20 protein-coding genes are annotated in these 25,115 nt (G+C 72.0%); 12 read left to right on the plus strand and 8 right to left on the minus strand.

Annotated elements, in window-relative coordinates; all coding sequences use genetic code 11:
* Positions 1-14: 14 nt before the first annotated feature.
* From AB0E05_RS21070 to AB0E05_RS21090, 5 genes are all read left to right on the plus strand, one after another.
* Positions 15-2,144, plus strand: coding sequence for an MMPL family transporter (locus AB0E05_RS21070; RefSeq protein WP_361965603.1), 2,130 nt, complete (start codon positions 15-17; stop codon positions 2,142-2,144).
* A 97-nt stretch (positions 2,145-2,241) separates the two neighbouring features.
* Positions 2,242-3,537 (plus strand): histidine kinase, encoded by a 1,296-nt coding sequence (locus AB0E05_RS21075; protein ID WP_361965605.1) that lies wholly within the window; start codon positions 2,242-2,244, stop codon positions 3,535-3,537.
* Positions 3,534-4,241, plus strand: coding sequence for a response regulator transcription factor (locus AB0E05_RS21080; protein ID WP_361965607.1), 708 nt, complete (start codon positions 3,534-3,536; stop codon positions 4,239-4,241). Before AB0E05_RS21075 ends, AB0E05_RS21080 begins: the two co-directional genes overlap by 4 nt.
* A 76-nt stretch (positions 4,242-4,317) precedes the next feature.
* Positions 4,318-5,064 carry a DNA repair protein RecO gene (gene recO / locus AB0E05_RS21085; RefSeq protein ID WP_361965609.1) on the plus strand — a complete coding sequence of 249 codons (747 nt, stop codon included), beginning with the start codon at positions 4,318-4,320 and terminating at the stop codon, positions 5,062-5,064.
* A gap of 65 nt (positions 5,065-5,129) precedes the next feature.
* Positions 5,130-5,954 (plus strand): isoprenyl transferase, encoded by an 825-nt coding sequence (locus AB0E05_RS21090; RefSeq protein WP_361965611.1) that lies wholly within the window; start codon positions 5,130-5,132, stop codon positions 5,952-5,954.
* Between the two features lie 64 nt (positions 5,955-6,018).
* On the opposite strand, the gene AB0E05_RS21095 is transcribed toward AB0E05_RS21090, so the two are convergent.
* The 4 genes from AB0E05_RS21095 to AB0E05_RS21110 form a co-directional block, all read right to left on the minus strand.
* A complete protein-coding gene (locus AB0E05_RS21095; protein WP_361965613.1) occupies positions 6,019-6,450 on the minus strand; it encodes a transcriptional repressor in 432 nt (143 codons plus the stop codon).
* A gap of 295 nt (positions 6,451-6,745) precedes the next feature.
* Entirely contained in the window at positions 6,746-7,624 is an 879-nt protein-coding gene (locus AB0E05_RS21100) for a metal ABC transporter permease (protein WP_361965615.1), read from the minus strand.
* Positions 7,625-7,627: 3 nt separating this feature from the next.
* Positions 7,628-8,407: a metal ABC transporter ATP-binding protein gene (locus AB0E05_RS21105; protein WP_361965617.1), complete on the minus strand. Its 780-nt coding sequence runs from the start codon at positions 8,405-8,407 to the stop codon at positions 7,628-7,630.
* The gene (locus AB0E05_RS21110; protein ID WP_361965619.1) at positions 8,404-9,414 is read right to left on the minus strand and encodes a metal ABC transporter substrate-binding protein; all 1,011 of its coding nucleotides are present in this window, start codon (positions 9,412-9,414) and stop codon (positions 8,404-8,406) included. Before AB0E05_RS21110 ends, AB0E05_RS21105 begins: the two co-directional genes overlap by 4 nt.
* Before the next feature lie 144 nt (positions 9,415-9,558).
* Here AB0E05_RS21110 and AB0E05_RS21115 point away from each other — a divergent pair, with 144 nt between their 5' ends.
* Both AB0E05_RS21115 and AB0E05_RS21120 read left to right on the plus strand, forming a co-directional pair.
* Positions 9,559-10,944, plus strand: coding sequence for a glycine--tRNA ligase (locus AB0E05_RS21115; RefSeq protein WP_361965621.1), 1,386 nt, complete (start codon positions 9,559-9,561; stop codon positions 10,942-10,944).
* Positions 10,945-11,161: 217 nt separating this feature from the next.
* Positions 11,162-11,398 carry a DUF6243 family protein gene (locus AB0E05_RS21120; protein WP_361965623.1) on the plus strand — a complete coding sequence of 79 codons (237 nt, stop codon included), beginning with the start codon at positions 11,162-11,164 and terminating at the stop codon, positions 11,396-11,398.
* 78 nt (positions 11,399-11,476) lie between these two features.
* Here AB0E05_RS21120 and AB0E05_RS21125 read toward each other — a convergent pair whose 3' ends face one another.
* Complete coding sequence (locus tag AB0E05_RS21125) at positions 11,477-12,922, minus strand: MFS transporter (RefSeq protein WP_361965814.1); 1,446 nt, start codon at positions 12,920-12,922, stop codon at positions 11,477-11,479.
* A gap of 205 nt (positions 12,923-13,127) precedes the next feature.
* Here AB0E05_RS21125 and dusB point away from each other — a divergent pair, with 205 nt between their 5' ends.
* From dusB to AB0E05_RS21140, 3 genes are all read left to right on the plus strand, one after another.
* Positions 13,128-14,198, plus strand: a complete 1,071-nt coding sequence (dusB, locus tag AB0E05_RS21130) for a tRNA dihydrouridine synthase DusB (RefSeq protein ID WP_361965816.1) — start codon at positions 13,128-13,130, stop codon at positions 14,196-14,198.
* Positions 14,199-14,634: 436 nt separating this feature from the next.
* A complete protein-coding gene (gene ppdK, locus AB0E05_RS21135; protein WP_361965625.1) occupies positions 14,635-17,352 on the plus strand; it encodes a pyruvate, phosphate dikinase in 2,718 nt (905 codons plus the stop codon).
* Between the two features lie 633 nt (positions 17,353-17,985).
* Positions 17,986-19,035 (plus strand): winged helix-turn-helix domain-containing protein, encoded by a 1,050-nt coding sequence (locus AB0E05_RS21140; protein WP_361965628.1) that lies wholly within the window; start codon positions 17,986-17,988, stop codon positions 19,033-19,035.
* A gap of 67 nt (positions 19,036-19,102) precedes the next feature.
* Here the strand turns inward: AB0E05_RS21140 and AB0E05_RS21145 are convergent, their stop codons facing one another.
* Both AB0E05_RS21145 and AB0E05_RS21150 read right to left on the minus strand, forming a co-directional pair.
* Complete coding sequence (locus AB0E05_RS21145) at positions 19,103-20,263, minus strand: alkaline phosphatase PhoX (RefSeq protein ID WP_361965630.1); 1,161 nt, start codon at positions 20,261-20,263, stop codon at positions 19,103-19,105.
* A 150-nt stretch (positions 20,264-20,413) separates the two neighbouring features.
* Positions 20,414-22,447 (minus strand): APC family permease, encoded by a 2,034-nt coding sequence (locus AB0E05_RS21150; protein WP_361965632.1) that lies wholly within the window; start codon positions 22,445-22,447, stop codon positions 20,414-20,416.
* A 213-nt stretch (positions 22,448-22,660) separates the two neighbouring features.
* Here AB0E05_RS21150 and AB0E05_RS21155 point away from each other — a divergent pair, with 213 nt between their 5' ends.
* Together AB0E05_RS21155 and AB0E05_RS21160 are read left to right on the plus strand one after the other, a co-directional pair.
* The gene (locus tag AB0E05_RS21155; protein ID WP_361965634.1) at positions 22,661-23,266 is read left to right on the plus strand and encodes a hypothetical protein; all 606 of its coding nucleotides are present in this window, start codon (positions 22,661-22,663) and stop codon (positions 23,264-23,266) included.
* A 268-nt stretch (positions 23,267-23,534) separates the two neighbouring features.
* Positions 23,535-24,431 carry a putative protein N(5)-glutamine methyltransferase gene (locus AB0E05_RS21160; protein WP_361965636.1) on the plus strand — a complete coding sequence of 299 codons (897 nt, stop codon included), beginning with the start codon at positions 23,535-23,537 and terminating at the stop codon, positions 24,429-24,431.
* Here AB0E05_RS21160 and AB0E05_RS21165 read toward each other — a convergent pair.
* On the minus strand, positions 24,358-25,032 hold the full coding sequence (locus tag AB0E05_RS21165) for a class F sortase (protein ID WP_361965638.1): 675 nt from the start codon (positions 25,030-25,032) through the stop codon (positions 24,358-24,360). The genes AB0E05_RS21160 and AB0E05_RS21165 overlap by 74 nt on opposite strands.
* Positions 25,033-25,115 lie beyond the last annotated feature (83 nt).

A 25,115-nucleotide genomic window follows, 5' to 3' on the forward strand; every position in this document is an offset into this window, starting at 1 on the left:
GGGGGAAATGACCCATGGGTTCGACCACATCCGCACCCGCACCCGCACCCACACCTGCATCCCGGACCGGGCCGGGCGGCGCGGGCCGGCACCGGCGGACCCTGCCGTGGGCCGTCCTCGCGCTGTGGATCGCCGTCGTCGCCGTCGCCCTGCCCTTCGCCGGCAAGCTCGAAGAGGCCCAGCGGGACAACGTCGTCGACTACCTGCCGGCCAGCGCCGACTCCACCCAGGTCGCGAAGATCGAGCAGAGCCTGCCGGGCGGCGCGACGACCGAGGTCGTCCTCGTCTACACCCGGGACGGCGGCCTCACCGCGGCCGACCGCGGCGCCGTCGACGGCCAGGTGGCGGCGATCGCGGCCGAGCACCGGCTGACCGCGCCGCCGCAGTCCGTGCCGTCGAAGGACGGCGGCACGCTCATGGTGCCCCTGGTCACCACCGAGCCCGGCAACGACGAGGAGAAGCAGGCCGCGTTCGTCGAGGACGTCCGCGGCGCCGTCTCCGGCGGCGACGGACTGCGGGTGGAGGTCGGCGGCCCCGCCGCGCTCCAGACCGACATGGAGGAGGTCTTCTCCACCATCGACGGCACCCTGACGTTCGCCACCGTGGCCGTGGTGACCGTCCTGCTGATCATCACCTACCGCAGCCCCTTCCTGTGGCTCGTGCCGCTGTTCGCGGTCGGCGTCGCCGCCCTGCTGACCCGCGCCGCCGTCTACGGCCTCGTGGAGGGCTTCGGCCTCACCGTCACCAGCCAGAGCGCCGGCGTGATGACGGTCCTCGTCTTCGGCGCCGGCACCGACTACGCCCTGCTGCTGGTCGCCCGCTACCGCGAGGAACTGCGCCGCCATCCGCTGCCGTACGACGCGATGGCGGCTGCCCTGCGCGGCTGCGGCCCCGCCGTCCTCGCCTCCAGCGGGACCGTCGCGGCCGGACTGCTCTGTCTGCTCGCGGCCGACCTCAACAGCGTGAGCGGGCTCGGCCCGGTCGGCGCGGTCGGCGTGGTGGGCGCCCTCGTCGCGATGATGACGCTGCTGCCGGCGCTCCTCGTCCTGTTGGGGCGCCGGGTCTTCTGGCCGCTGGTCCCGGCGTACGGGGCCGAAGCGCCCAACCGCACCTCGCTCTTCGCCCGCATGGGCGGCTCCGCCGGCCGCCGGCCGCTCGCGGTGCTCCTCACCGGCGTCACCCTGCTCGGCGCGCTCGCACTCGGTGCGTTCAACCTGCCGGGCGTGCTGAAGACCGAGGACGGGTTCACCGACCGGCCCGAGTCCGTCTCGGCGATGGAGCGGCTCGCCGACGCCTATCCCGAGCGCAGCGCCCAGCCCATCAGCGTGATCGCGCCCACGGGCCGCGCGGAGGAGCTGCGGGCCGAGGCCGAGGCCGTGGACGGCGTCGCCGGAGTGGAGCGCGGACGCAGCGCCGACGGATGGACCGAACTCGCCGTCTTCGCCGAGGACCCGCCCGAGTCGGCGGGGGAGACCGCGACGATCGAGGGGCTGCGGGACCGACTCGCGGGGGCCCACGTCGGCGGGCCCAGCGCCCAGGCGCTCGACCTGGCGGACACCAACGCCCGGGACCGCACGATCGTCATCCCGCTCGTCCTCGGCGCGGTCCTGCTGATCCTGATCGCCCTGCTGCGGTCCGTGGTCGCCGCCGCCGTCCTCACCGCCGCGGTCGTCGCCGTGTGGGGCGCCGCCTGGGGCCTGGGCGGGCTCGTCTTCGAACCGCTCTTCGGCTTCCAGGGCGTCGACCCGACCATGCCGCTGCTCTCCTTCGTCTTCCTCGTCGCCCTCGGCGTCGACTACGGCATCTTCCTGATGCACCGCATGCGGGAGGAGGCGCTCGCCGGCAGGGAGCCGGCCGACGCGGCGCTGACCGCGCTGCGCACCACGGGCGGCGTGATCGCCTCCGCGGGCGTCGTCCTCGCCGCCACCTTCGCGGTGTTGATGAACCTGCCGCTGGTGGCGCTGGTCGAGATGGGCTTCCTGGTCGCCGTCGGCGTCCTGTTGGACACCTTCCTGGTGCGGACGTACCTGGTGACCTCCGCCAGCCTGCTGCTGGGGCGGGCCGTGTGGTGGCCGGGGAAGCTGTCCAGGCCGGTGACCGTACCCGAACGGCCCGCGGCGGAGCGGGAGTCCGTCGGCACCTGAGCACCTGAGCACCTGAGCACCTGAGCAGTTGCGCAGTTGAGCAGGGGGCACTGCCCCCACCCTCCCCGTGACCCGGCCCGTGACCCAGGATGGAGCGATGGAACCGAAGCCGTCGAAGGACACCGCGCACCCGTCGCCGCCGTCCTCGGGGCCGGGGAGGCGGCGGACGGCGGGGAGCGGTGGCCGGCTCGGGGGCGTGCTCACCGCGGTGAGCCGGGATCCGCTGTCCACCCCGCACCGGACCCGCAACGACGCCGTCATCACCGCCGTGATCGCGGTGACCGCCGTGGTGGCCGCCCTCCTCGCCGGCGAGGGGCGGCGCCCCGACGCCCTCGGCTGGGTCCTGCTGTTCGGCGCGACCGTGCCGCTGGTGTGGCGGCGCTCCCACCCGTACGCGGTGCTCGTCGTCGGCGTGCTGTGCGTCGCGCCGTACCACGCCCTCGACAACGCGCACGGCGCCCCGATGGCCGGGTCGATGCTCGCGGTCTACACCTTCGCGTCGCTCGTCCGCCCGCTGCACGCCGTCCTCGTCGGCGCCGCCGTCATCGGCCTCACCCTGACCACGATGTTCACCGTCGGCGCCCACGAGGGCCTGGAGTCGCTGCGGACCTCCGGCTGGATCATCGTCTTCCTCGTCGTGGGGATGGACGTACGGATCTACCGGCAGTACGTCGCCTCCATGGTGGCCCGCGCCGAACACGCCGAGCGCACCCGGGAGGAGGAGGCCGCCCGCCGCGTCGCCGAGGAACGCATCCGCATCGCCCGCGACCTGCACGACCTCCTCGCGCACTCGATCACCCTCATCGGGGTGCAGACCTCCGTCGCCTCCCACGTGCTGACCGTCGACCCCGACCGGCTGGACCGCGCGGCCATCGCCAAGGCGCTCGACGACATCGCCGACACCTGCCGTGCGGCCCGCGGCGAACTGCGCACCACGCTCACGGTGTTGCGCACCGACCACGGCCGCTCCGACGCCGGCGCGCCCAGCGGTCCGCTGCCCGAACTCGCCTCGCTGCCCGAACTCACGGCGGCGTCCGGCGCCCGACTGACCCTGCGCCCGGGCGGGGAACGGCTCCCGCCGGCCGCCGAGGTCGCCGCGTACCGCATCGTCCAGGAGTCCCTGACGAACGCCGTGCGCCACGGGGGCACGGGCGTGGACATCGAGGTCTCGGTCGAGCGCCGCGGCGAGGCCCTGCACGTCGCGGTCGTCGACGACGGCGCCGGCGAGCCGCTGCCCGCCGCCGTCCCCGGCCAGGCGCCCGGCTTCGGCATCGTCGGCATGCGCGAGCGCGCCCGCAGCGTCGATGGCACCCTGGTGGCGCGCCCCCGCCCCGACGGCGGCTTCGAGGTCCTCGCCGTCCTGCCCCTGAGACAACCGGAGCCCGCCGCATGACGTCCGAGCCCGCCGCCACCGCCAGCGCAGCCGCCCCGATACGCGTCCTCCTCGCCGACGACCAGCACCTCGTCCGTGCCTCCTTCGCACTGCTCGTCTCCTCCGCCCCCGACATGGAGGTGGTCGCGCAGGCCGGCAACGGCGCGGAAGCCGTCGAACTCGCCCGCAGCGAGCGCGCCGACGTCGCCGTCATGGACGTCCGGATGCCGCACCTCGACGGCATCGAGGCGACCCGGCGGATCGCCGCCGACGACGACCTCGCGGGCGTCAGGGTCCTCGTGCTGACCACGTACGACACCGACGAGTACGTGGTGGACGCACTGCGCGCCGGCGCCTCCGGCTTCCTCGTCAAGGACACCCGCCCCGCCGAGCTGCTCAGCGCGATCCGCACGGTCGCCGCGGGCGAGGCACTGCTCTCCCCGGGCCCCACCTCCCGGCTGATCGCCCGCGTGCTGGCCGCGCCGAGCCCGCCCGTACCGACTGCCGGCACCGGCCCCGACCACCTCACCGACCGCGAGCGCCAGGTCCTCGCCCTGGTCGCCCGCGGACTGAACAACGCCGAGGTCGCCGATGCGCTGGCCCTCTCTCCGCTCACCGCGAAGACCCACGTCAGCCGCATCATGGGCAAGCTGGGCGCCCGCGACCGGGCGCAGCTGGTGATCGTGGCGTACGAGTCGGGCCTGGTCGTCCCCGGGGAGGCGTGACCGCGGGCCGGTTTCCGGGCCGGGCCGTCGCCGGGGCCGTCCGTCGACGTCGTCGCGCTGGGGGAGAATGGGGCCCATGAGTCTGTTCCGCGACGATGCGATCGTGCTGCGCACGCAGAAGCTGGGCGAGGCCGACCGCATCATCAGCCTGCTGACGCGGGGGCACGGGCGGGTCCGGGCGGTGGCGCGCGGGGTGCGGCGGACGAAGTCGAAGTTCGGGGCCAGGCTGGAGCCCTTCTCCCACGTGGACGTGCAGTTCTTCGCCCGCGGCAGCGAGCTGGTGGGCCGCGGGCTGCCGCTGTGCACCCAGAGCGAGACCATCGCCCCGTACGGCGGCGCCATCGTCGCCGACTACGCCCGCTACACGGCCGGCACCGCGATGCTGGAGACCGCGGAGCGGTTCACCGACCACGAGGGCGAGCCCGCGGTCCAGCAGTACCTCCTCCTGGTCGGCGGGTTGCGCGCGCTGGCGCAGGGCGAGCATGCACCGCACCTCATCCTGGACGCCTTCCTGCTGCGCTCGCTGGCGGTGAACGGCTACGCGCCCAGCTTCGTGGACTGCGCCAAGTGCGGCCTGGAGGGACCGAACCGCTTCTTCTCCGTCGCGGCGGGCGGCGTCATATGCGGCGACTGCCGGGTGCCGGGGAGCGTCGTACCCTCGGCTGAGGCCATCACGCTGCTCAGCGCGCTGCTGACCGGCGACTGGCCCACGGCGGACGCCTGTGAGGCGCGCCACGTCCGGGAGGGCAGCGGACTGGTCTCCGCCTATCTGCACTGGCACATGGAGCGCGGGCTGCGCTCCCTGCGCTACGTCGAGAAGTGATCGAAGCAGTACGAGCGACACCCGTAGAAGCAGCACGAGCGACACACGTAGGAGAAGTGAGCCGCATGGCACGACGCGGAATCCTGGGCCGTTCCCGCCGCGAGTACAAGGTCCCCGAGCCGCACCCCTCGGGCGAGCGCCCCCCGCGGATCCCCGCCGAGCTGGTGCCGAACCACGTGGCCTGCGTGATGGACGGCAACGGCCGCTGGGCGAAGGAGCGCGGGCTGCCGAGGACCGAGGGCCACAAGGTCGGCGAGGGCGTCGTGCTCGACGTGCTCAAGGGCTGCCTGGAGATGGGCGTCAAGAACCTCTCCCTGTACGCCTTCTCCACCGAGAACTGGAAGCGCTCGCCCGACGAGGTCCGCTTCCTGATGAACTTCAACCGGGACGTCATCCGCCGCCGCCGCGACGAGATGGACGAACTCGGCATCCGGATCCGCTGGGTCGGCCGCATGCCCAAGATGTGGAAGTCCGTGGTGCAGGAACTCCAGGTCGCGCAGGAGCAGACCAAGGACAACGACGCCATGACGCTGTACTTCTGCGTCAACTACGGCGGTCGGGCCGAGGTCGCCGACGCCGCGCAGAAGATCGCCCGGGAGGTCGCCGCGGGCCGGCTCGACCCGTCGAAGGTCACCGAGAAGACCTTCCAGAAGTACCTCTACTACGGGGACATGCCCGACGTGGACCTCTTCCTGCGGCCCAGCGGCGAGCAACGCACCTCGAACTACCTGCTCTGGCAGAGCGCGTACGCCGAACTCGTCTTCCAGGACGTGCTGTGGCCCGACTTCGACCGGCGCGACCTGTGGCGGGCGTGCCTGGAGTACGCCCAGCGCGACCGACGCTTCGGCGGCGCGAAGCCGAACGAGGTCCCGACGCAGGGCGGACGCTGACGTCGAAGGCCCCCGGAGCCGGCGTGCCTCCGGGGGCCTTCCTCCGTGAGCTTCCCGGCCCGGGTCAGTTCCCGGCGGCGGCGCACTCCGCGCAGGTGCCGAAGATCTCCACCGTGTGCGCCACGTTCACATAGCCGTGCTGGGCCGCGACGGCCTCCGCCCACTTCTCCACGGCGGGCCCCTCGACCTCGACCGCCTTGCCGCAGATGCGGCACACGAGGTGGTGGTGGTGGTCGTCGGTGGAACAGCGCCGGTACACGGACTCGCCGTCGCTCGTGCGCAACACGTCGACCTCGCCCGCGTCCGCGAGGGACTGGAGCGTGCGGTAGACGGTCGTCAGCCCGACCGAGTCGCCCCGGTGCTTGAGCATGTCGTGCAGCTCCTGGGCGCTGCGGAACTCGTCCACCTCGTCGAGCGCCGCGGCCACCGCGGCGCGCTGCCGGGTGGACCGGCCTCGCACGGGGGCGGTGTTCCCGCCGGTTGGCGCCGTCGTCACAGGTGCCTCCTCGTTTGGCCCGCAGTTACCCTGCCACCCCAATTCTGCCAGGCCGCCCTCCCACGCCGAACCATCCCGCCCCGCGTCCTGTAGCCCCCGCTCGCGCGCGGCCCGTCTACGGTGCTCACGAATTGCCGCCCCCTGCTACCAGCAGGGCACGCAGCAGCGCCGCGGCAGGCGATGCGGTGAGGCGTCTCACGGGGCGTAGGCGCCCGACGACATTGCCTGCCGCGGCGCTGGCGCAGGTCTTGAGGGGCGCGGGCAACCGCGGGCGCGGCGCCGGGCCAGCGCGGCGTCAGCGTTGTGCCGGGACGCCTCCGGCGAGAGGCGTCGCGCAGGTCGCGTCCGCGTCCGCTGCGCGGGCCCGGCGGCGGGCCAGCGGCGCCGCCACCGCCGTCAGCGCCACGAAGACCCCGATCGCCAGCAGCACGATCGTCGCGCCGGGCGGCAGGTCCCGGTAGTACGACGCCGTCGTCCCGCCCAGCGTCACCGCCACCCCGATCCCCACCGCCAGCGCGAACGTCGCGCGGAAGGAGCGCGACACCTGCTGCGCCGCCGCCACCGGCACCACCATCAGCGCGCTCACCAGCAGCAGGCCGACCACCCGCATCGCGACCGAGACGGTCACCGCGGCGGTGACCGCGATCAGCAGGTTCAGCGCCTGCACCGGCAGACCGGTGACCCGGGCGAACTCCTCGTCCTGGCTGATCGCGAAGAGCTGGCGGCGCAGGCCCACGGAGACCAGCACCACGAACCCCGCGAGCAGCGAGATCGCCAGCAGGTCGGCGTCGGAGACCGCGGAGAGCGAGCCGAAGAGGAAGGAGCTGAGGTTCGCCGTGGAGCCGCCGTCGGAGAGGTTGACCAGCAGCACGCCGCCGGCCATGCCGCCGTAGAAGAGCATCGCCAGCGCGATGTCGCCGCGGGTGCGCCCGTACGCCCTGATCAGCTCCATGGTGACCGCGCCGAGGACGGAGACGACGGCCGCCGTCCAGATGGGGCTGGTCGACAGCAGGAAGCCGAGGCCGACGCCGGTCATCGCGACGTGGCCGATGCCGTCGCCCAGCAGCGCCTGGCGCCGCTGCACCAGGTAGACGCCGATCGCGGGCGCGGTGATGCCCACCAGCAGGGCCGCGAGCAGGGCCCGCTGCATGAACGCGGTTTCGAGGATTTCCATGGGTCAGCTCAACAGTCCGGTGCGCAGCGGCTCGCCGGCCGCGTGCGGGTGTACGTGGTCGTGGCCGGGCAGGGCGTGCTGCCCCACGGCCTTCGGGGGCGGGCCGTCGTGGACGACGCAGCCGTCGCGCAGCACCACCGCCCGGTCGATCATCGGCTCGATCGCGCCCAGCTCGTGCAGCACGAGCAGCACGGTGGTGCCCGCCGCGACCTGCTCGCGCAGGGTCGAGGCGAGGACCTCCTGGCTCGCCAGGTCGACGCCGGCCATCGGCTCGTCCATGATCAGCAGCTCGGGCTCGGAGGCGAGTGCGCGGGCGATCAGCACCCGCTGGTGCTGGCCGCCGGAGAGCGCCTCCACCGATTCCTTGGCCCGGTCGCCGAGGCCGACGAGGTCGATCGCGCGGTCCACGGCGGCCCGGTCGGCGCGGCTGAGCAGGCCCAGCCGGGTGCGGGAGAGCCGCCCGGAGGTGACGACCTCGCGGACGGTCGCGGGCACCCCGCTCGCGGCGCTGGTGCGCTGCGGCACGTACCCCACCCGGGCCCACTGGCGAAAGCGGCGCAGCTCGGTGCCGAACAGCTCGACCCGGCCCTCGGTGAGCGGCACCCGGCCGATCACGGCGCGCACGGCGGTCGACTTGCCGGAGCCGTTGGCGCCGAGCAGGGCGACGACCTCGCCGTGCTCCACGGTCAGGTCGACCCCGCGCAGCACGGGCCGGGCGCCGAGCGCGGCCCGTGCCCCGCGCAGCGCTATGACCGGCGGCTCCTGTGCTCCCCGGGTGCTCACTTCGCCCCCAGTGCCGTCTTGAGCGCGGTCAGGTTGGCCTGCATGACCTCGAAGTAGTCGCGGCCCTTGGACTTGTCGGTGATGCCTTCGAGCGGGTCGAGGACGTCCGTCTTGAGTCCGGTGTCGGCGGCGAGGGTCTTCGCGGTGCGGTCGCTGGCGAGCGTCTCGAAGAAGACGGTGGTGACGCCGTCCTTCTTGGCGATGGACTGGAGTTCCTTCATGCGGGCGAGGGAGGGCTCGGCCTCGGGGTCGACGCCCGAGACGCCCTCCTGCTCCAGGCCGTACCGGCCGGCGAGGTGGCCGAAGGCGGAGTGGGTGGTGATGAAGGTCTTGGTGGTGGTGTTCTTCAGCCCGTCCCGGAAGGAGGCGTCCAGCGCCTTCAACTTCGTGACCAGCGCGTCCGCGTTCTTCTTGTACGCGGCGGCGTTGTCGGGGTCCGCCTTGCCGAGCGCGGCGCCGACGCCCTCGGCGATCTCCGCGTACTTCACCGGGTCCAGCCAGACGTGGGGGTCGGCGCCGCCTTCGCCGTGGTTGTGTCCGTCGTCGGCGCTGTGCTCCCCGCCCTCGCCCTCGGCGTGGTCGTGGCCGTGTCCGTCGTCGGCGGGCTTCTCGGCGGCCGGCTCGGTGCCGGCGACGTCCAGGTCGGTCAGCGCGGCGGCGTCCGTGGTGTGCTTGACGCCGGCCTTCTCGATCGCGCCGTCGACGGAGGGCTGCACGCCCTTGAGGTACAGCACGTACCCCGCCTCGCTCAGCTGCGCGGTCTGGCGCGGCTTGAGCTCCAGGTCGTGGGGCTCGACGCCCGGCTTGGTGAGGGTGGTGACCTTCACGTGCTCGCCGCCGACCTGTTCGGCGAGGTACTGCATCGGATAGAACGACGCGACGACCGACAGCTTCCCGCCCTCCTTGCCGTCGGCCGCTCCGGCGTCGGAGCAGGCGGAGAGGGCGAGCAGACCGAGAACGGCCGCTCCTGCGGCGGCGGCGGTAGGTATCGGGCGACGTATGTTCATGACACTCATTTTCAACAAAAGTGGAAACGATTGTCAACAAGCGCCCCCGCCCCGTGAACGGGCCACTCGATTTGATCCGGGGGGTGCGCGCGCCGGTAACCTGAGGCCTTCGCCCTTAGCCGTCGTTCCCTAGAAGAGAGCACCGTGGCCGCCGACAAGATCGAAACGATTGTCAGCCTGAGCAAGCGCCGTGGCTTCGTCTACCCCTGCAGCGAGATCTACGGTGGTCAGCGCGCTGCCTGGGACTACGGGCCGCTCGGAGTCGAGCTGAAGGAGAACCTCAAGCGCCAGTGGTGGCGCGCGATGGTCACCTCCCGTGAGGACGTCGTCGGCATCGACTCGTCGGTGATCCTCGCCACCGAGGTCTGGGAGGCGTCCGGCCACGTCGCGACCTTCAGCGACCCGCTCACCGAGTGCACCTCCTGCCACAAGCGTTACCGTGCGGACCACCTCATCGAGTCGTACGAGGAGAAGCACGGCGGCCGGGCGCCCGAGAACGGCCTCGCCGACATCAACTGCCCGCACTGCGGGACCAAGGGCGCCTTCACGGACCCCAAGCAGTTCTCCGGCCTGCTCGCCACCCACCTCGGCCCGACCCAGGACTCCGGCTCCGTCGCCTACCTGCGGCCCGAGACGGCCCAGGGCATCTTCACCAACTTCGCCCTCGTGCAGCAGACCTCGCGCAAGAAGCCGCCGTTCGGCATCGCGCAGATGGGCAAGTCCTTCCGCAACGAGATCACGCCCGGCAACTTCATCTTCCGGACCCGTGAGTTCGAGCAGATGGAGATGGAGTTCTTCGTCAAGCCGGGCGAGGACGAGACGTGGCACGAGTACTGGATGGAGCAGCGCTGGAACTGGTACACGGGCCTCGGCCTGCGCGAGGAGAACATGCGCTGGTACGAGCACCCGAAGGAGAAGCTCTCCCACTACTCCAAGCGCACCGCCGACATCGAGTACCGCTTCCGCTTCGGCGGCAGCGAGTGGGGTGAGCTGGAGGGCGTCGCCAACCGCACGGACTACGACCTCAACGCGCACTCCAAGGCGTCCGGCCACGACCTGTCGTACTTCGACCAGGAGGCCGGCGAGCGCTGGACCCCGTACGTCATCGAGCCCGCCGCGGGCGTCGGCCGCTCGATGCTGGCCTTCCTGCTCGACGCGTACAACGAGGACGAGGCGCCGAACGCCAAGGGCGTCATGGAGAAGCGCACCGTGATGCGGCTCGACCCGCGCCTCGCGCCGGTGAAGGTCGCGGTGCTGCCGCTCTCCCGCAACCCGCAGCTCTCCCCGAAGGCCAAGGGCCTCGCCGCCGACCTGCGCAAGAACTGGAACATCGAGTTCGACGACGCCGGCGCCATCGGCCGCCGCTACCGCCGTCAGGACGAGATCGGCACGCCGTTCTGCGTCACCGTCGACTTCGACACCCTCGACGACAACGCGGTGACCGTGCGCGAGCGCGACACCATGCAGCAGGAGCGCGTCTCGCTGGACCAGATCCAGGCGTACCTCGGCGCCCGACTGCTGGGCTGCTGAACGGCCCCGAGGGCTTGCGGAGGGGCCGGTCGGGCACACAGCCCGGCCGGCTTTTCCCTGCGCCGGGATAACCAGGTGCATCCGACGGTCGGGCGGGGGTAGTGTCCCGGGCATGTCTTCGTTCTTCCAGGTCTACGAGTGAGAGCGCGGCGGCCGCAGCGTCGCCGCCCCATCTGACGATTCCTCCAGTCACTTCTCACCCTCATGGGAGAACACCATGGCCAAGAGCCGCAACAACCTCCTCGGCGTGGGTGGACAGCGCAAGAAGCTGTCCCGGGCCGAGCAGCGGGGTCACGGCCCCACAGGCTCCGCCGACCGCCAGGCGTCCGCCGACCAGAAGGCGGAGCTGCTGCGCAAGATGCGCAGCCGTGCGGCGGGCGACGAGTCCACTGCCGCGCCCGAGTCCACCGAGCCCCAGCAGGCCGGGGACGGCGCGGCACAGCAGGACGGCTGAGCAGCACCCCGTAGCGGGGAGCACGAGCAAAGGGACCGGCCCCGGACCGCACACGCGGTCCGGGGCCGGTCGCGTTCTTCACGTCCGGGACGGCTCCGGGCTGAGTTCCGGCTCCTCCAGTCGGTGCGCACAGCTGAGCGCCGTGCCCTGCGCCCAGGAGCCGGTCGTCAGCGCGCCCACCAGGAGCACCAGGAACCCGCAGCCGGCGATGATCCACCAGGCCGTCCTGCTGGCGTCCGCGAAGGAGTCGGCGTACGCGGTGCTGCGGGCCGCGGCACCGGCCGCGGTCGCGACCCCGGACGCCAGCACCGTGCCGATGACGGCGACCCCGAGGGTCGCGCCGATCTGGCGGCTGGTGGAGGCCACGGCCGCCGCCACGCCCGCCTGCGCCCTCGGCATCCCGGACACGGCGGTGTTGGTGATCGGCGCGTTCACCAGGCCGAAGCCGATGCCGAACAGGACGTATCCGGTGAAGAGCAGGGCGTTCGAGGTCTCGGCCTGGAAGATTGCGAACAGCAGGCCGCTCGCCGCCATCGTCGCGCCGGCGACCACCAGCGGCAGCCGGGGGCCGCGGCTGCCGACCAGCCGCCCCGACAGCGGTGCGCAGACGAAGGTGAGACCGGCCATCGGCAGCATGTAGAGCCCGGCGTGCAGGGCGGAGTAGCCGCGGACCTCCTGGAGGTACAGCGTGTTCATGAAGAGGAAGCCGGCCAGGGCGGCGAACGCGGCGATGGCGATGACCGTCGCCCCGCTGAACGGCGCGCTGCGGAAGAAGCGCAGGTCGATCAGGGGCTCCCGGCGCCGGGGCTCGTACAGCAGCACGCCCAGCAGCGCGACGGCGGCGACCGCGGCGGCGACCGGGCTCTTCTCGATGATCGCGTACGTGAGGGAGCCCAGCAGGGCGATCACCAGCAGCTGGCCGACCGGGTCGGCGCGCCGTGGCCTCGGGGCGCGGGACTCGGGGACGTAACGCCAGGTCAGCAGGAGTGCGGCCAGTCCCACGGGCAGATTGACCCAGAAGATGGAGCGCCAGCCGACGGAGTCCACCAACAGCCCGCCGATCAGGGGGCCGGCCGCCATGGAGATGCCGACGACGCCGCCCCACACCCCGATCGCCCGGGCGCGTTCGGCCGGGTCGGTGAAGGTGTTGGTGATGATCGACATGGCCACGGGGTTGAGCATGGAGCCGCCCACGGCCTGCACCATCCGGAAGACCACCAGCAGCTCCAGGCTCGGGGCGACGGAGCACAGGGCCGAGCCGAGGGTGAAGAGCACCAGGCCCGCCATGAAGACCTTGCGCCGGCCGATGCGGTCCGCGGTGGAGCCGGCGAGCATCAGCAGCGAGGCGAGGACCAGGGTGTACGCGTCGATCGTCCACTGGAGGCCGGAGACGGAGGCGTCGAGCTCCCGGCCGATGGACGGCAGCGCCACGTTGAGGATGGTGTTGTCGAGGCTGACGATCAGCAGGCTCATGCAGCAGATGCCCAGCACGAGCAATCGGCGTTGCGATGTGAGCTCAGACACATGCATATGTCGATAGTACGGTTAACTAATGACTTCTGCGTCCCCGTGGTGCGCCATACGCGAGAATGGACGGATGACCACGCTCGCCCCGTCCCCCGAACCCACCCCGTCCGCGCCCCAGGCACCGGCCCCTTCGGTCTCCTCGGTGCCGACCGTGCTGGCGATCGGTCCGCACGCGGTGCAGCCGCCGGTGGTGCTGGCCCCCATGGCCGGCATCACCAACGCGCCCTTCCGCACCCTGTGTCGGGAGTTCAGCGGCGGCAAGGGGCTGTTCGTCAGCGAGATGATCACCACGCGTGCGCTGGTCGAGCGCAACGACAAGACCATGCAGCTGATCCACTTCGACGCGAGCGAGACGCCGCGCTCGATCCAGCTGTACGGGGTCGACCCGGTGACCGTCGGCAAGGCGGTCCGCATGATCGTCGACGAGGACCTCGCCGACCACGTCGACCTGAACTTCGGCTGTCCCGTCCCCAAGGTGACCCGCAAGGGCGGCGGCTCCGCCCTGCCGTTCAAGCGGCCCCTGCTGCGCGCCATCCTGCGCGAGGCGGTGGGCAACGCGGGCCCGCTGCCGGTCACGATGAAGATGCGCAAGGGCATCGACGACGACCACATCACGTATCTGGACGCCGGGCGCATCGCCGTGGACGAGGGCGTCACCGCGATCGCCCTGCACGGTCGCACCGCCGCCCAGCACTACGGCGGCACGGCCGACTGGGACGCCATCGCCCGGCTGAAGGAGCACGTCCCGGAGATTCCGGTGCTCGGCAACGGCGACATCTGGTCCGCCGACGACGCGCTGCGGATGGTCCGCGAGACCGGGTGCGACGGCGTGGTGGTCGGCCGGGGGTGCCTGGGCCGGCCCTGGCTCTTCGCCGACCTCGTCTCCGCCTTCGAGGGCGGCTGCGCGCGCACGGCGCCCACCCTGCGCGAGGTCGCCGCGGTGATGCGCCGGCACGCGGAGCTGCTGGGGGAGTGGATCGGGGACGAGGCACGCGGTGTCATCGACTTCCGCAAGCACGTGGCCTGGTACCTGAAGGGCTTCGCCGTCGGCTCCGAGATGCGCAAGAGGCTGGCGATCACCTCGTCCCTCGCGGAGCTGGACGAGCAGTTGGCGCTGCTGGACCTCGACCAGCCGTGGCCGGCGGGCGCCGACGGCCCCCGGGGCCGCACCTCGGGCAACAACCGCGTCGTCCTGCCGGACGGCTGGTTGAAGGACCCGTACGACTGTGCGAGCGTCAGCGCCGACGCCGAGCTGGACACCTCCGGAGGCTGACCGCCCCGACCGTGCCGACCCTGCCTCCGAGTGCTGCGACGAACGTCGGGACGCTCGTCCGGATGATGGAACGGGCCGCCTCCCCAACGCGTGATTCTCGCCACCCTTGATAAGGGTTGTGCTCAAATGAGCGCTCAAAGGTCGACTGCACCTCTCAGACGAGTGACACTGCGTGCCAGGCTCTCTGTGTTCACAAGGTGGAGCACTCCTTCACCTTCCGTCGACTCTTCTCCGCTCGCGCGTGACGACCCGTCTCCATGGCTTCAAGTCGTGAAGCGAAGGTTCTCGGCCGCCCGCCCATCGGTTCACTTTCGATCCGGTGGCGGACGAGTGGTTACAGCCGTATGACGACCAAGTGGACGTACCCAGACGCCTTTGATCTGGGTATGTTCCTCGCCGTCAGGGCAGCCAGCGAGCCTCGGAGGAGTCGAGAGCCGTGTCGGAAACCAGAGAGCTCCAAGGGCAGAAGTTCGTCTACGACTTCACCGAAGGCAATCGCGACCTCAAGGACCTCCTCGGCGGCAAGGGGGCCAACCTCGCCGAGATGACCAACCTCGGTCTGCCCGTCCCTCCGGGCTTCACCATCACCACCGAGGCGTGCAAGGTCTACCTGGACAGCGGCGACGAGCCGCCGGCGCTGCGCGCCGAGGTGAGTGCGCACCTCGACGCCCTCGAAGGGAAGATGGGCAAGAAGCTCGGACAGGCCGACGACCCCCTCCTCGTGTCGGTCCGCTCCGGTGCCAAGTTCTCCATGCCCGGCATGATGGACACCGTCCTCAACATCGGCCTCTCCGACGCGTCCGTGGTCGGGCTCGCCCAGCAGGCCGGTGACGAGCGCTTCGCCTGGGACTCGTACCGCCGGCTCATCCAGATGTTCGGCAAGACCGTCCTCGGCGTCGACGGCGAACTCTTCGAGGAGGCGCTGGAGGACGCCAAGGCCGCCAAGGGCGTCAGCGTCGACACGGACCTGGCCGCGGACGACCTGAAGAAGCTCGTCAAGCAGTTCAAGAAGATCGTCAGGGCGCAGGCAGGACGGGACTTCCCGCAGGACGCCCGCGAGCAGATGGACCTCGCCATCAAGGCCGTCTTCGAGTCGTGGAACGGCGACCGCGCCAAGCTCTACCGCCGCCAGGAGCGCATCCCCAACGACCTGGGCACCGCCGTCAACGTCTGCTCGATGGTCTTCGGCAACCTCGGCCCCGACTCCGGCACCGGCGTCGCCTTCACCCGCGACCCGGCCAGCGGACAGCAGGGCGTCTACGGGGACTACCTCCAGAACGCCCAGGGCGAGGACGTCGTCGCCGGCATCCGCAACACCGTGCCGCTCGCCGACCTGGAGTCGATCGACAAGGCGTCGTACGACCAGCTCATGCGGATCATGGAGACGCTGGAGAACCACTACCTGGACCTGTGCGACATCGAGTTCACCATCGAGCGCGGCCGGCTGTGGATGCTCCAGACCCGGGTGGGCAAGCGGACCGCGGGCGCCGCCTTCCGGATCGCCACCCAACTCGTCGACCAGGGGCTGATCGACGAGGCCGAGGCGCTGCACCGGGTCAACGGGGCCCAGCTCGCCCAGCTGATGTTCCCCCGCTTCGACGAGGACGCCCCGGTGACCATGCTGGGGCGGGGCATCGCCGCCTCCCCGGGCGCCGCGGTCGGCAAGGCGGTCTTCGACTCGTACACCGCGATCAAGTGGTCGCGCTCGGGGGAGAAGGTCATCCTCATCCGGCGTGAGACCAACCCCGACGACCTCGACGGGATGATCGCCGCCGAGGGCATCCTGACCTCGCGCGGCGGCAAGACCTCGCACGCCGCCGTCGTCGCCCGCGGCATGGGCAAGACCTGCGTCTGCGGCGCGGAGGAACTGGAGGTCGACACCAAGCGGCGCCGGATGACGGTGAACGGCACCGTGGTCGAGGAGGGCGACGTCGTCTCCATCGACGGCTCCACCGGCAAGGTGTACCTCGGTGAGGTGCCCGTCGTGCCGTCCCCGGTCGTCGAGTACTTCGAGGGCCGGATGCACGCGGGTGCGGACGACGCCGACGAGCTGGTCGGCGCCGTGCACCGGATCATGGCGTACGCGGACCGGGTGCGCCGGCTGCGGGTGCGGGCCAACGCGGACAACGCGGAGGACGCGCTGCGCGCCCGGCGGTTCGGCGCCCAGGGCATCGGGCTGTGCCGCACCGAGCACATGTTCCTCGGCGAGCGCCGCGAGATGGTGGAGCGGCTGATCCTCGCCGACCACGACGAGGAGCGCGCCGAAGCGCTGGAGAAGCTGCTGCCGCTCCAGCGCAAGGACTTCGTCGAGCTGTTCGAGGCGATGGACGGACTGCCGGTGACGGTGCGGCTGCTCGACCCGCCGCTGCACGAGTTCCTGCCGGACATCACCGAGCTGTCCGTGCGCGTGGCGCTCGCCGAGTCCCGCAAGGACCACAACGAGAACGACCTGCGGCTGCTCCAGGCCGTCCACCGGCTGCACGAGCAGAACCCGATGCTGGGGCTGCGCGGCGTACGGCTCGGGTTGGTCATCCCGGGGCTGTTCGCGATGCAGGTGCGGGCGATCGCCGAGGCCGCCGCCGCCCGCAAGGACGCCAAGGCCGATCCGCGCGTCGAGATCATGATCCCGCTGGTGGGCACGGTCCAGGAGCTGGAGATCGTCCGCGACGAGGCCGAGCGGGTCATCGCCGAGGTCGAGGCGGCCACCGGCACCTCGCTGAAGCTGGCGCTGGGCACGATGATCGAGCTGCCGCGGGCGGCGCTGACCGCCGCTCAGATCGCGGAGGCCGCCGAGTTCTTCAGCTTCGGCACCAACGACCTCACCCAGACCGTGTGGGGCTTCTCCCGGGACGACGTGGAGGCCAGCTTCTTCACCGCCTACCTGGAGAAGGGCATCTTCGGGGTCTCGCCCTTCGAGACCATCGACAAGGACGGCGTCGGATCGCTGGTGCGCAGCGCGGTGGAGGCGGGGCGGGCCACCCGTCCGGACCTGAAGCTGGGTGTGTGCGGCGAGCACGGCGGCGACCCCGAGTCGGTGCACTTCTTCCACGAGGTGGGGTTGGACTACGTGTCCTGCTCGCCGTTCCGGGTGCCGGTGGCGCGGCTGGAGGCGGGGCGCGCGGTCGTGGTGACGCGGGGCAGCGACTCCCGCTGACGGGGGCCGGGAGGCCGCGGTGATGCCGCGGCACACAAGACGAGGAGCGGGCGCCATGTGCGGGGCGCCCGCTCCTTCTTTGTGCGACGGCGTACGACCTTCGCGCGACCTTCCAGCGCCCCTCGTGCGACGGCGTACGGCCGGGGGCGCGGGGCTGCGCCGAGCTGTGCGCCTGCGTTGGGCTGCGTTGGATCATCCGTTGGATCGCGTTCATTTGCGCTCAGTGGCGGTCCGTCGTGTGAGGTCGTGCGCGCTCGGATGATGTTTACCGGACTTCCGAAAAGTGTCTTCTGAATTCAGCTCTTCAGACGCCGCAAACGGCGGAGGCTGACATTCCGTCCAACACGGGCGGGGCGCGGCCCGTGGATCCCCATCCCCAGGCCGCGCCCCATTACCCCGGCCGGACAGGGAGCCGCACCTTCTGTCACCCGCCGCCGGACGTGCAAAGCCCCCCACGGTCTTCGCCTCGTCCATCGGAGACAGAAGGAACCTGCCCGACGCGGTACAGGATTTCGGTTCGCACCCGGGCTGGGCGAGACATTTCAACTCTGGCTGAAACCCCCTGGTGACCGGTTGTGATGACGTGCATACTCAGGGGTAGGGGGCGATTGCTCGTGCAACAGTGGGGGTTCAGTGCTCCGTATCCATTTCACCGGCGACGATCTAGCCGGAGTGAGAATGGCAGCAAAACCGGATGTCCTGTGGGAAACGATTCTCAGTTTTCATCGATTGCGGGAGCGTCGACGTGCCCTGATGTTCGGGGAATGGCGCACGGAAACCCGTGCCCGGTTGAACGGTGAAACAAACCTGCTAGCCGCACTGGTCCCGTCCAAGGGATATTTTCCGGACTTCCTGACCCCGCCCGAGGCGGGCGGCGGGTTGGAATCCGGCCTCGCGGCGATACGGGCCACCGCGCCTGCGCGGTTACATTCCGAACTGACCCTCGCTTCAGCAGCACGTGCATCCGCCCGTGCGTCCGGCCCTGCATCGAGCCCTCTTCCCGGGCCCGCGACCCCTTCAGGAACGGCCGTTCTCAGCGGTCTCGCCGAGGGTGCGCCCCAGGCGCTGTCCCGACTGCTTTCGGCCCTGCGGGGATATCACCGGGCGGCGATCGAGCCGTACTGGCCGCACATTCAAGCCAGGGTCGAGGCGGACCGTGCCGTGCGGGGCCGGGCGCTGCTCGACGGCGGCGCCGCCGAACTCCTGGGCTCGCTGCCGCCGGTGTTGCGCTGGCGCGCACCCGTCCTGGAGGCGGACTACCCGGTCGACCGCGAACTGCACCTCGACGGGCGCGGGTTGCTGCTCCAGCCGTCGTTCTTCTGCCGCGGCACCCCCGTGGTGCTGCGGGACGTGACGCTGCCGCCCGTCCTGGTCTATCCGGTGGCCCATGCGCCCGACCCCGCCTTCGGCGAAGGGACGTCGGCGCTCGGCCCCTCGCTCGGACGCCTCGTCGGCCACACCCGGTCCATCGTGCTCCAGGCCATCCGGTACGGCTGCACCACCAGTGAACTGGCCCGCAGGGCGGGCGTTTCGCTCGCCTCGGCCAGCCAGCACGCCGCCGTGCTGCGGGAGGCGGGGCTGGTGCTGACCCTGCGCCACGGCAATGCCGTGCTGCACACCCTCACCCCGCTGGGCGCCGCCCTGCTGCGGGGCGGCGCTCCGGCGGAGGCGCCGGCGGGTTGACCCCCGCCGAAGCGGGCGCGGACGGGCTTCAGGTGCGGAGGGGCCCGTCACTTGCAGGAGGGGTCCGTCACCTGCGGAAGGGACCCGTCACCTCGTAGGTGATCCCGTCGGACGACGAGCCGCCGGTGCCGCGTTGACTGGAGAAGTACAGCCGTGACCCGTCCGGCGAGAAGGCCGGTCCGCAGATCTCCGACGACGACTGGCCGTTGATCCTCAGGAAGGGCGCGATGACTCCGGTCGGAGTGATCACGCAGATCTCCATGTTCCCGCCGTCCTCGGCGACGTAGAGGTCCCCGGACGCTGCGGCGGTGACGTTGTCCACCCCGGTGAGGGGCGCGCTGCCGCCGGTGACCAGGGAGTCGTCGTACGCCAACTCGTACGTGCTGGTGGTCAGGTTGAGCTGCCAGACCCGGTTGTCGCCCTTGGTGGTGAACCACAGCTTGTCGTCGGCGTAGTGACAGCCCTCGCCGCTGCTGAACTTCTTCGCCCCCGACACCTGGCTGCGGGTCGCCGTCGGGGAGCCGTCCGGGTCCGGGACGTCCGCCCAGCGGTAGCTGCCGGAGGTCGCGGAGCCCGCCACCAGCACCTGGAGCTTGCCGCGGGAGAGGTCGCCCCAGGTGGTGGGGGTGAAGCGGTACAGACAGCCGCTGGACTCGTCCTCGGTCAGATAGATCGTCTTGCGGACCGGGTCGGCCGCCGCCGCCTCGTGCACGAACCGCCCCATCGCGTCCCGGCGCACCGCCGGCTTCACGCCCCAGGGGTCCGTCTCGAAGACGTAGCCGCGACCGACCTCCTCGCAGGACAGCCAGGTGTTCCACGGGGTCGCGCCGCCGGCGCAGTTGCGCCGGGTGTTCGTCAGGATGGGGTACGCGCCGGTGATCGCCCCGGACGAGGAGAAGCGCACCGCGCCCGCGCCCCCACCGGTGGACAGCTCCGCGTTCGACACGTAGATCCAGCCGGTGCCGTCCACGAAGCACGCACCGCCGTCGGGCGCGCCGTGCCAGGTGTACGAGGTGCCGGCGACCCGCTGTCCGGAGCGGGCGATCAGGCGGCTGGTGAACCCGTTCGGCAGTTGGATGCCGTTGGTGTCGGCCGGTCGCAGGGCGCCGTAGGGGCCCGGGCCGGGTTGGGCGGGGTCGGCGAGGGCGGCGCCCCGCCACAGCGAGCCGCCGAAGGCGGTCGCCGACGCTCCGACAACCGCTCCGCGCAGGAAGTTGCGACGTTCCACGTATCGCTCCAGGGGAATGGGGGGTCACCCGTCGCGCCGGACGGCGGACGGGGCCGTGCGGGGGGAACGTAGCACCAGTGATTGACAAGTGCACGACAAAGGTCGGGTCTTTCGTGGTCGCCCGTGTGAACGGGCGAGGAGCTCGACGCCTCAGCCGGCGCCGCCGGGCAGGTCGGATCCGCCGGGCAGACCGGATCCGTTGGGCCGGTCCGTGCGGTCCAAGGGGGCGGGCGGTCGGGCGGCGGACGGGGAGGAGTCCCGCTCCGGCCCCGGCAGCCGGAAGCGCAGCCGGCAGATCACCGCCTGCGTGTCCCGGCGCACCGCGTGCGCCAGCACCGCGCCCCGCTGGTTCTGGAGCAGCCGCTGCCACCAGCGGTCCGGCTCCACCTCCGGTATCAACACCGTCACCCGGGTGCCCGGGTGGTACTGGTACACCCGTCGTACGTACTGGGACACCGGACGCCCTATGGTCCGGTGCTCCGAGCGCAGCTCCACCAGCTCCACGCCCGGGTTCCACCGAGCCCAGTCGCGCCGCAGCTCCCGCGCCGCCTCCCGGTCCTCCGCGTCGTCGTGGGTGACCGTCACCGCCCGCACCTCGTCGCCCAGGGACACGGCCGCGTTCACCGCCTCGCAGGTGAGCCGGGACAGGTGCGACACCGGCACGATGACCAGGGAGCGCTCCCGGTGCGGGGCCTCGGGCACCCGCCCCAGGCCGATGCGGTCGTCGATGCTGCCGTACGCCCGGTGGACCCGCTCGAAGAGCAGCACCAGCAGCGGCAGCGCGATGACGACCAGCCAGGCGCCCTCGGTGAACTTGGTCGCGGTGACCACCACCGTGCTCACTCCCGTCAGCAGGGCGCCCAGGCCGTTCAGGGCGGCCTTGAGCCGCCAGCGCGCGGAGCGTTCGGCGCACCAGTGGACGACCATGCCGGCCTGGCAGATCGTGAAGCCGACGAAGACGCCGATCGCGAACAGCGGCACCAGGGTGTTGGTGTCGCCGCCGGAGAAGAACAGCAGCAGCGCCGCGACCGCGGCCAGCGTCAGCACGCCGTGGCGGTGCACCTCGCGGTCGGCCTTCAGCCGGAACACGTGCGGCAGGTAGTTGTCCCGCGCCAGCAGGGACATCAGTACCGGCAGCCCGCCGAAGGAGGTGTTCGCGGCCAGCGCCAGCAGCACGACCGTGGCGAACTGCACCACGTAGAAGCCCCAGTTGTGGCCGAGGGAGGCGTCCGCGAGCTGCGCCAGCACGGTCACGCCCTCCACCGGCTGGAGGTGGAAGCGCCCGATGAGGACGGACAGCCCGATCAGCATCACGCCGAGGAGCGCGCCGAGCGCCACCTCGGTGCGCTGGGCGCGGCGGGCCGCGGGCGCGCGGAAGGACGGCACGGCGTTCGCCACCGCCTCCACGCCCGTCAGCGCCGAACAGCCGGACGCGAACGCCTTCAACAGGAGCAGCGCGCCGACGGTGGTGGCGTCCTCGCCCAGCGCGGACGCGTGGTCGGCCGCGGCCTCGGTGGACACCGGAGCGCTGCGGAACAGCCCGACCGCGATCAGCGTCAGGATCGATCCGACGAAGACCGCCGTCGGCACGATGAACGCCTTCGCCGAGTCGACGATCCCCCGCAGGTTCACGGCCGTCACCAGGACCAGGACGCCCGCGCACAGCCACATCCGGTCGTCGTGGAGGGAGGGGAAGGCGGAGGTCAGCGCGGCGACGCCGGCGGTCACCGACACCGCGACGTTCAGCACGTAGTCGAGGACGAGGGAGGCGGCGGCCGTCAGCGAGGTGCGCCGGCCCAGGTGGCGACGGGCGACCGCGTACGATCCGCCGCCGTCCGGGAAGGCGGCGATGACCTGGCGGTACGAGGCGACGAGCACCGCGAGCAGCGCGGCGATCGCCAGCGTCACGGGGAGGGTGAAGCCCAGCCCGGCGGCGCCGGCCGCGGCGACGACGAGCACGATGGCCTCCGGGCCGTACGCCACCGAGGCCATCGCGTCCAACGACAGGGCGGCCAGACCCTGGAGCGAGGTCAGGCGGTGCCTTTCACGCCGGTCGGGCTCGGAGGGACCGTCGGTGTCGTCGGTGCTGCCGGAGACAGTGGGGTCGGCGGGTCCGGCACGTCTGACGGGGGTCTTCGGAGTCGGCGTGGCCGCGTCTCCGGAAGCGTCCGACGACGTGGACATGCTGGTCATCGTGGTGGATCCCTCCCTGGTGGCCCTCGCCGTGAGGGCGGCACCTCAGCCTGAGGGAGCGTTTTTCGCCGTGCGCATCCCTTTGTCACGACCCTTGCGCCCGAGGGCGCCGTCTTCACGGGACGTTGACGCGGGGCGTAGGGAACGCGTCAGGAATTCGCCGGGCCGTGGCCGGCGGGCGCACGGCGGCCTACCGTCCGGGCCATGGAGAGTCGACCCCGCGGCGGCGGTCTGGAGGACGGCGGAGACGGCTCCGGCAGCCGCGCCCCGGAGGATGACGGCGGCCCGCCCGACGGCGGCGACGTGCTCGCGGAGGACCGGAGATGGATGCCCGACCTCTGGGCGGCCTGCTTCTGCGCCCTGGCGCTCCTGCTGCTGCTGCACCTCGTGGACCTCGGCGCCGGCACCCTCTCCGCGCCGCGCTGCGCCCTGTGGTGCACCCTGGGCGCCACCCTGTTCGTCGTGCTCTACCCGCCCCGGGTGACCGCCGGCCGCGACTGGCTTGCGGTGCGCGGTCTGGTGCGGGAGCGCCGGATCGACACCCACCGGCTGGTCCAGGTCGAGCGGCGCGGCGGCATCGCGCAGCGGGTGGTGCTGCGGGACGTGCGGGGCCACCGGGTCGAGATCGACCCGAGCACCCTCGCCGACAACCCGCTGATCTGGTACGCCGTGGAGGTCGGCGTCGCCCGCTCGCGCGCGAGCGGGCTGCTGCGCACCGGCGGTCCCGTCTTCGACGCGCTGGCCCGGCGGATGGAGCAACTGGAGACCGACGCGGCGCGGGCGGTCTTCGAGGCGTCCGGCCTGAGGTGAGCGTCCGACGTGAGGTGAACGTCCGGCCCGGGGCGAACGTCGGGCCTGAGGCGGGCTTTCGGCCCGGTTCCGGCGCGGGTGCGTCGTGGGGGAGGGTCGGATAGTGTGGCCGTTCCCTCGCCCGAGCCGGGCGGGACCGATCGAGGAGGTGGGACCCATCACTGCCGTGGCAGATCGGGCGTTCCCCTCGCACGGGCCCAAGGCCCTTTCGGCACACCGGAGCCGGTGATCCGAGGAGCGTCCTTCGTGTTGTCGAAAGGTCGCTCCCATGTCGTACGTTCCGCTGCCCGTCGATCCGTCGGACGCCGTTCTTCCCCCTGCTGCTGATGTCGGTGAGGCGGTCGTCGCGCGGCTGCGCGCGGCCGGGTGCGTCTTCGCGGAGGACGAGGCCCGGCTGCTCCTCGCCGCCGCCGACCGGCGCCCCGACCGACTGACCGCCCTGGTCGAACGGCGCGTCGCCGGGCTGCCGTTGGAGCACGTACTCGGCTGGGCCGACTTCTGCGGCCTGCGCGTCGAGGTCGACCCCGGGGTCTTCGTACCGCGGCGCCGCACGGAGTTCCTGGTGCGGCACGCCCTCGTGCCGGCCCGGCCGGGCGCGGTCGTCGTCGACCTGTGCTGCGGCTCGGGGGCGCTCGGCGCGGCCCTGGCCGCGGGCGCCGGGGCGGACGACGGCGCCGGCGTCGAACTGCACGCCGCCGACATAGACCCGGCGTCGGTCCGCTGCGCCCGTCGCAACGTGGCGCCCTTCGGCGGCCGGGCGTACGAGGGCGACCTGTACGCGGCGCTGCCCGCCCGGCTGCGCGGCGCCGTGGACGTCCTGCTGGCCAACGTGCCGTACGTGCCGACCGACGAGATCGACTTCCTGCCGGCCGAAGCCCGGGTGTACGAGGCACGGGTCGCACTCGACGGCGGCCGGGACGGCCTCGACGTGCTGCGCCGCGTCGCCGCCGAGGCGCGGAACTGGCTCGCGCCGGGCGGCTCGCTGCTCTTCGAGACCGGTCAGCGGCAGACGGCACCGGCCGTGGAGGCCGTGGTGCGGGGCGGGTTGACCGCGCGGGTGGAGACGTCGGACGAGTTGGCGGCGACGGTGGTCATCGGGAGCCGGTCGGGGCGGTCGCCGCACCGGCCGCGTCCGTGGGGTCCTGGACCGGCCTCACACCGATGAGGTGGGCGAAGGCGACCACGTTCCCCTGGTAGCCGCTCTTCTTGTTGAACCCGCCGCCGCAGGTGATCACCCTCAGCTCCGCGCGGTCCTTGGCGCCGTACACCTTAGCGTCGGGGAACTCGTCGGCCTCGTACACCTCGATCGCGTCGATGGTGAACACCGCCACCCGCCCGTCCGTCCGCACCACCTCGATGCGGTGGCCCTTCTCCAGGGCGCCGAGGGCGTAGAAGACGGCGGGGCCCTTGGCGTTGTCGACGTGTCCGGCGACGACGGACGTGCCGCGGGAGCCCGGGGGCGTGCCGTTGCGGAACCAGCCGACCAGATTGCCCTGCTCGGCCGGCGGCACCTCCAGGCCTCCCTTCGCGTCCAGGCCGAGGCCCGTCATCGGGGCGTCCACGTCGATGTCGGGGATGCGCAGCCGCAGGGGCGCGGACGGCGGCAGCGGGTCGGCCGCGGCGTCCGTGTGCGCGCGGGGGCCGGCGGCGAACGCCTGCGCGGCGGAGGGGGAGGGCGGCGTGACGTTCTGCGCGCCGTCGTGGACGAGCCACAGCCCGGTGCAGACGGCGGCGGCGATGCACCACCCCTTGGCCTGGGAGCCCAACGGTCCTCCGTGGTGAGGGTGCGTGACGGCGTGGAGCGTGCGCGGGCGCGCGGGGGTACGGGTGCGCTGGTGCGGGGTGTGGT

The sequence above is a fragment of the Streptomyces sp. NPDC048057 genome, assembly GCF_040653095.1.
Taxonomy (GTDB): Bacteria; Actinomycetota; Actinomycetes; order Streptomycetales; family Streptomycetaceae; genus Streptomyces.

Coding starts and splice junctions, on each gene's coding strand:
- AB0E05_RS21070 (WP_361965603.1), top strand. CDS start 15: ATGGGTTCGACCACATCCGCACCCGCACCCGCACCCACACCTGCATCC.
- AB0E05_RS21075 (WP_361965605.1), top strand. CDS start 2,242: ATGGAACCGAAGCCGTCGAAGGACACCGCGCACCCGTCGCCGCCGTCC.
- AB0E05_RS21080 (WP_361965607.1), top strand. CDS start 3,534: ATGACGTCCGAGCCCGCCGCCACCGCCAGCGCAGCCGCCCCGATACGC.
- recO (WP_361965609.1), top strand. CDS start 4,318: ATGAGTCTGTTCCGCGACGATGCGATCGTGCTGCGCACGCAGAAGCTG.
- AB0E05_RS21090 (WP_361965611.1), top strand. CDS start 5,130: ATGGCACGACGCGGAATCCTGGGCCGTTCCCGCCGCGAGTACAAGGTC.
- AB0E05_RS21100 (WP_361965615.1), bottom strand. CDS start 7,624: ATGGAAATCCTCGAAACCGCGTTCATGCAGCGGGCCCTGCTCGCGGCC.
- AB0E05_RS21110 (WP_361965619.1), bottom strand. CDS start 9,414: ATGAACATACGTCGCCCGATACCTACCGCCGCCGCCGCAGGAGCGGCC.
- AB0E05_RS21120 (WP_361965623.1), top strand. CDS start 11,162: ATGGCCAAGAGCCGCAACAACCTCCTCGGCGTGGGTGGACAGCGCAAG.
- dusB (WP_361965816.1), top strand. CDS start 13,128: ATGGCCGGCATCACCAACGCGCCCTTCCGCACCCTGTGTCGGGAGTTC.
- AB0E05_RS21150 (WP_361965632.1), bottom strand. CDS start 22,447: ATGTCCACGTCGTCGGACGCTTCCGGAGACGCGGCCACGCCGACTCCG.
- AB0E05_RS21155 (WP_361965634.1), top strand. CDS start 22,661: ATGGAGAGTCGACCCCGCGGCGGCGGTCTGGAGGACGGCGGAGACGGC.
- AB0E05_RS21160 (WP_361965636.1), top strand. CDS start 23,535: ATGTCGTACGTTCCGCTGCCCGTCGATCCGTCGGACGCCGTTCTTCCC.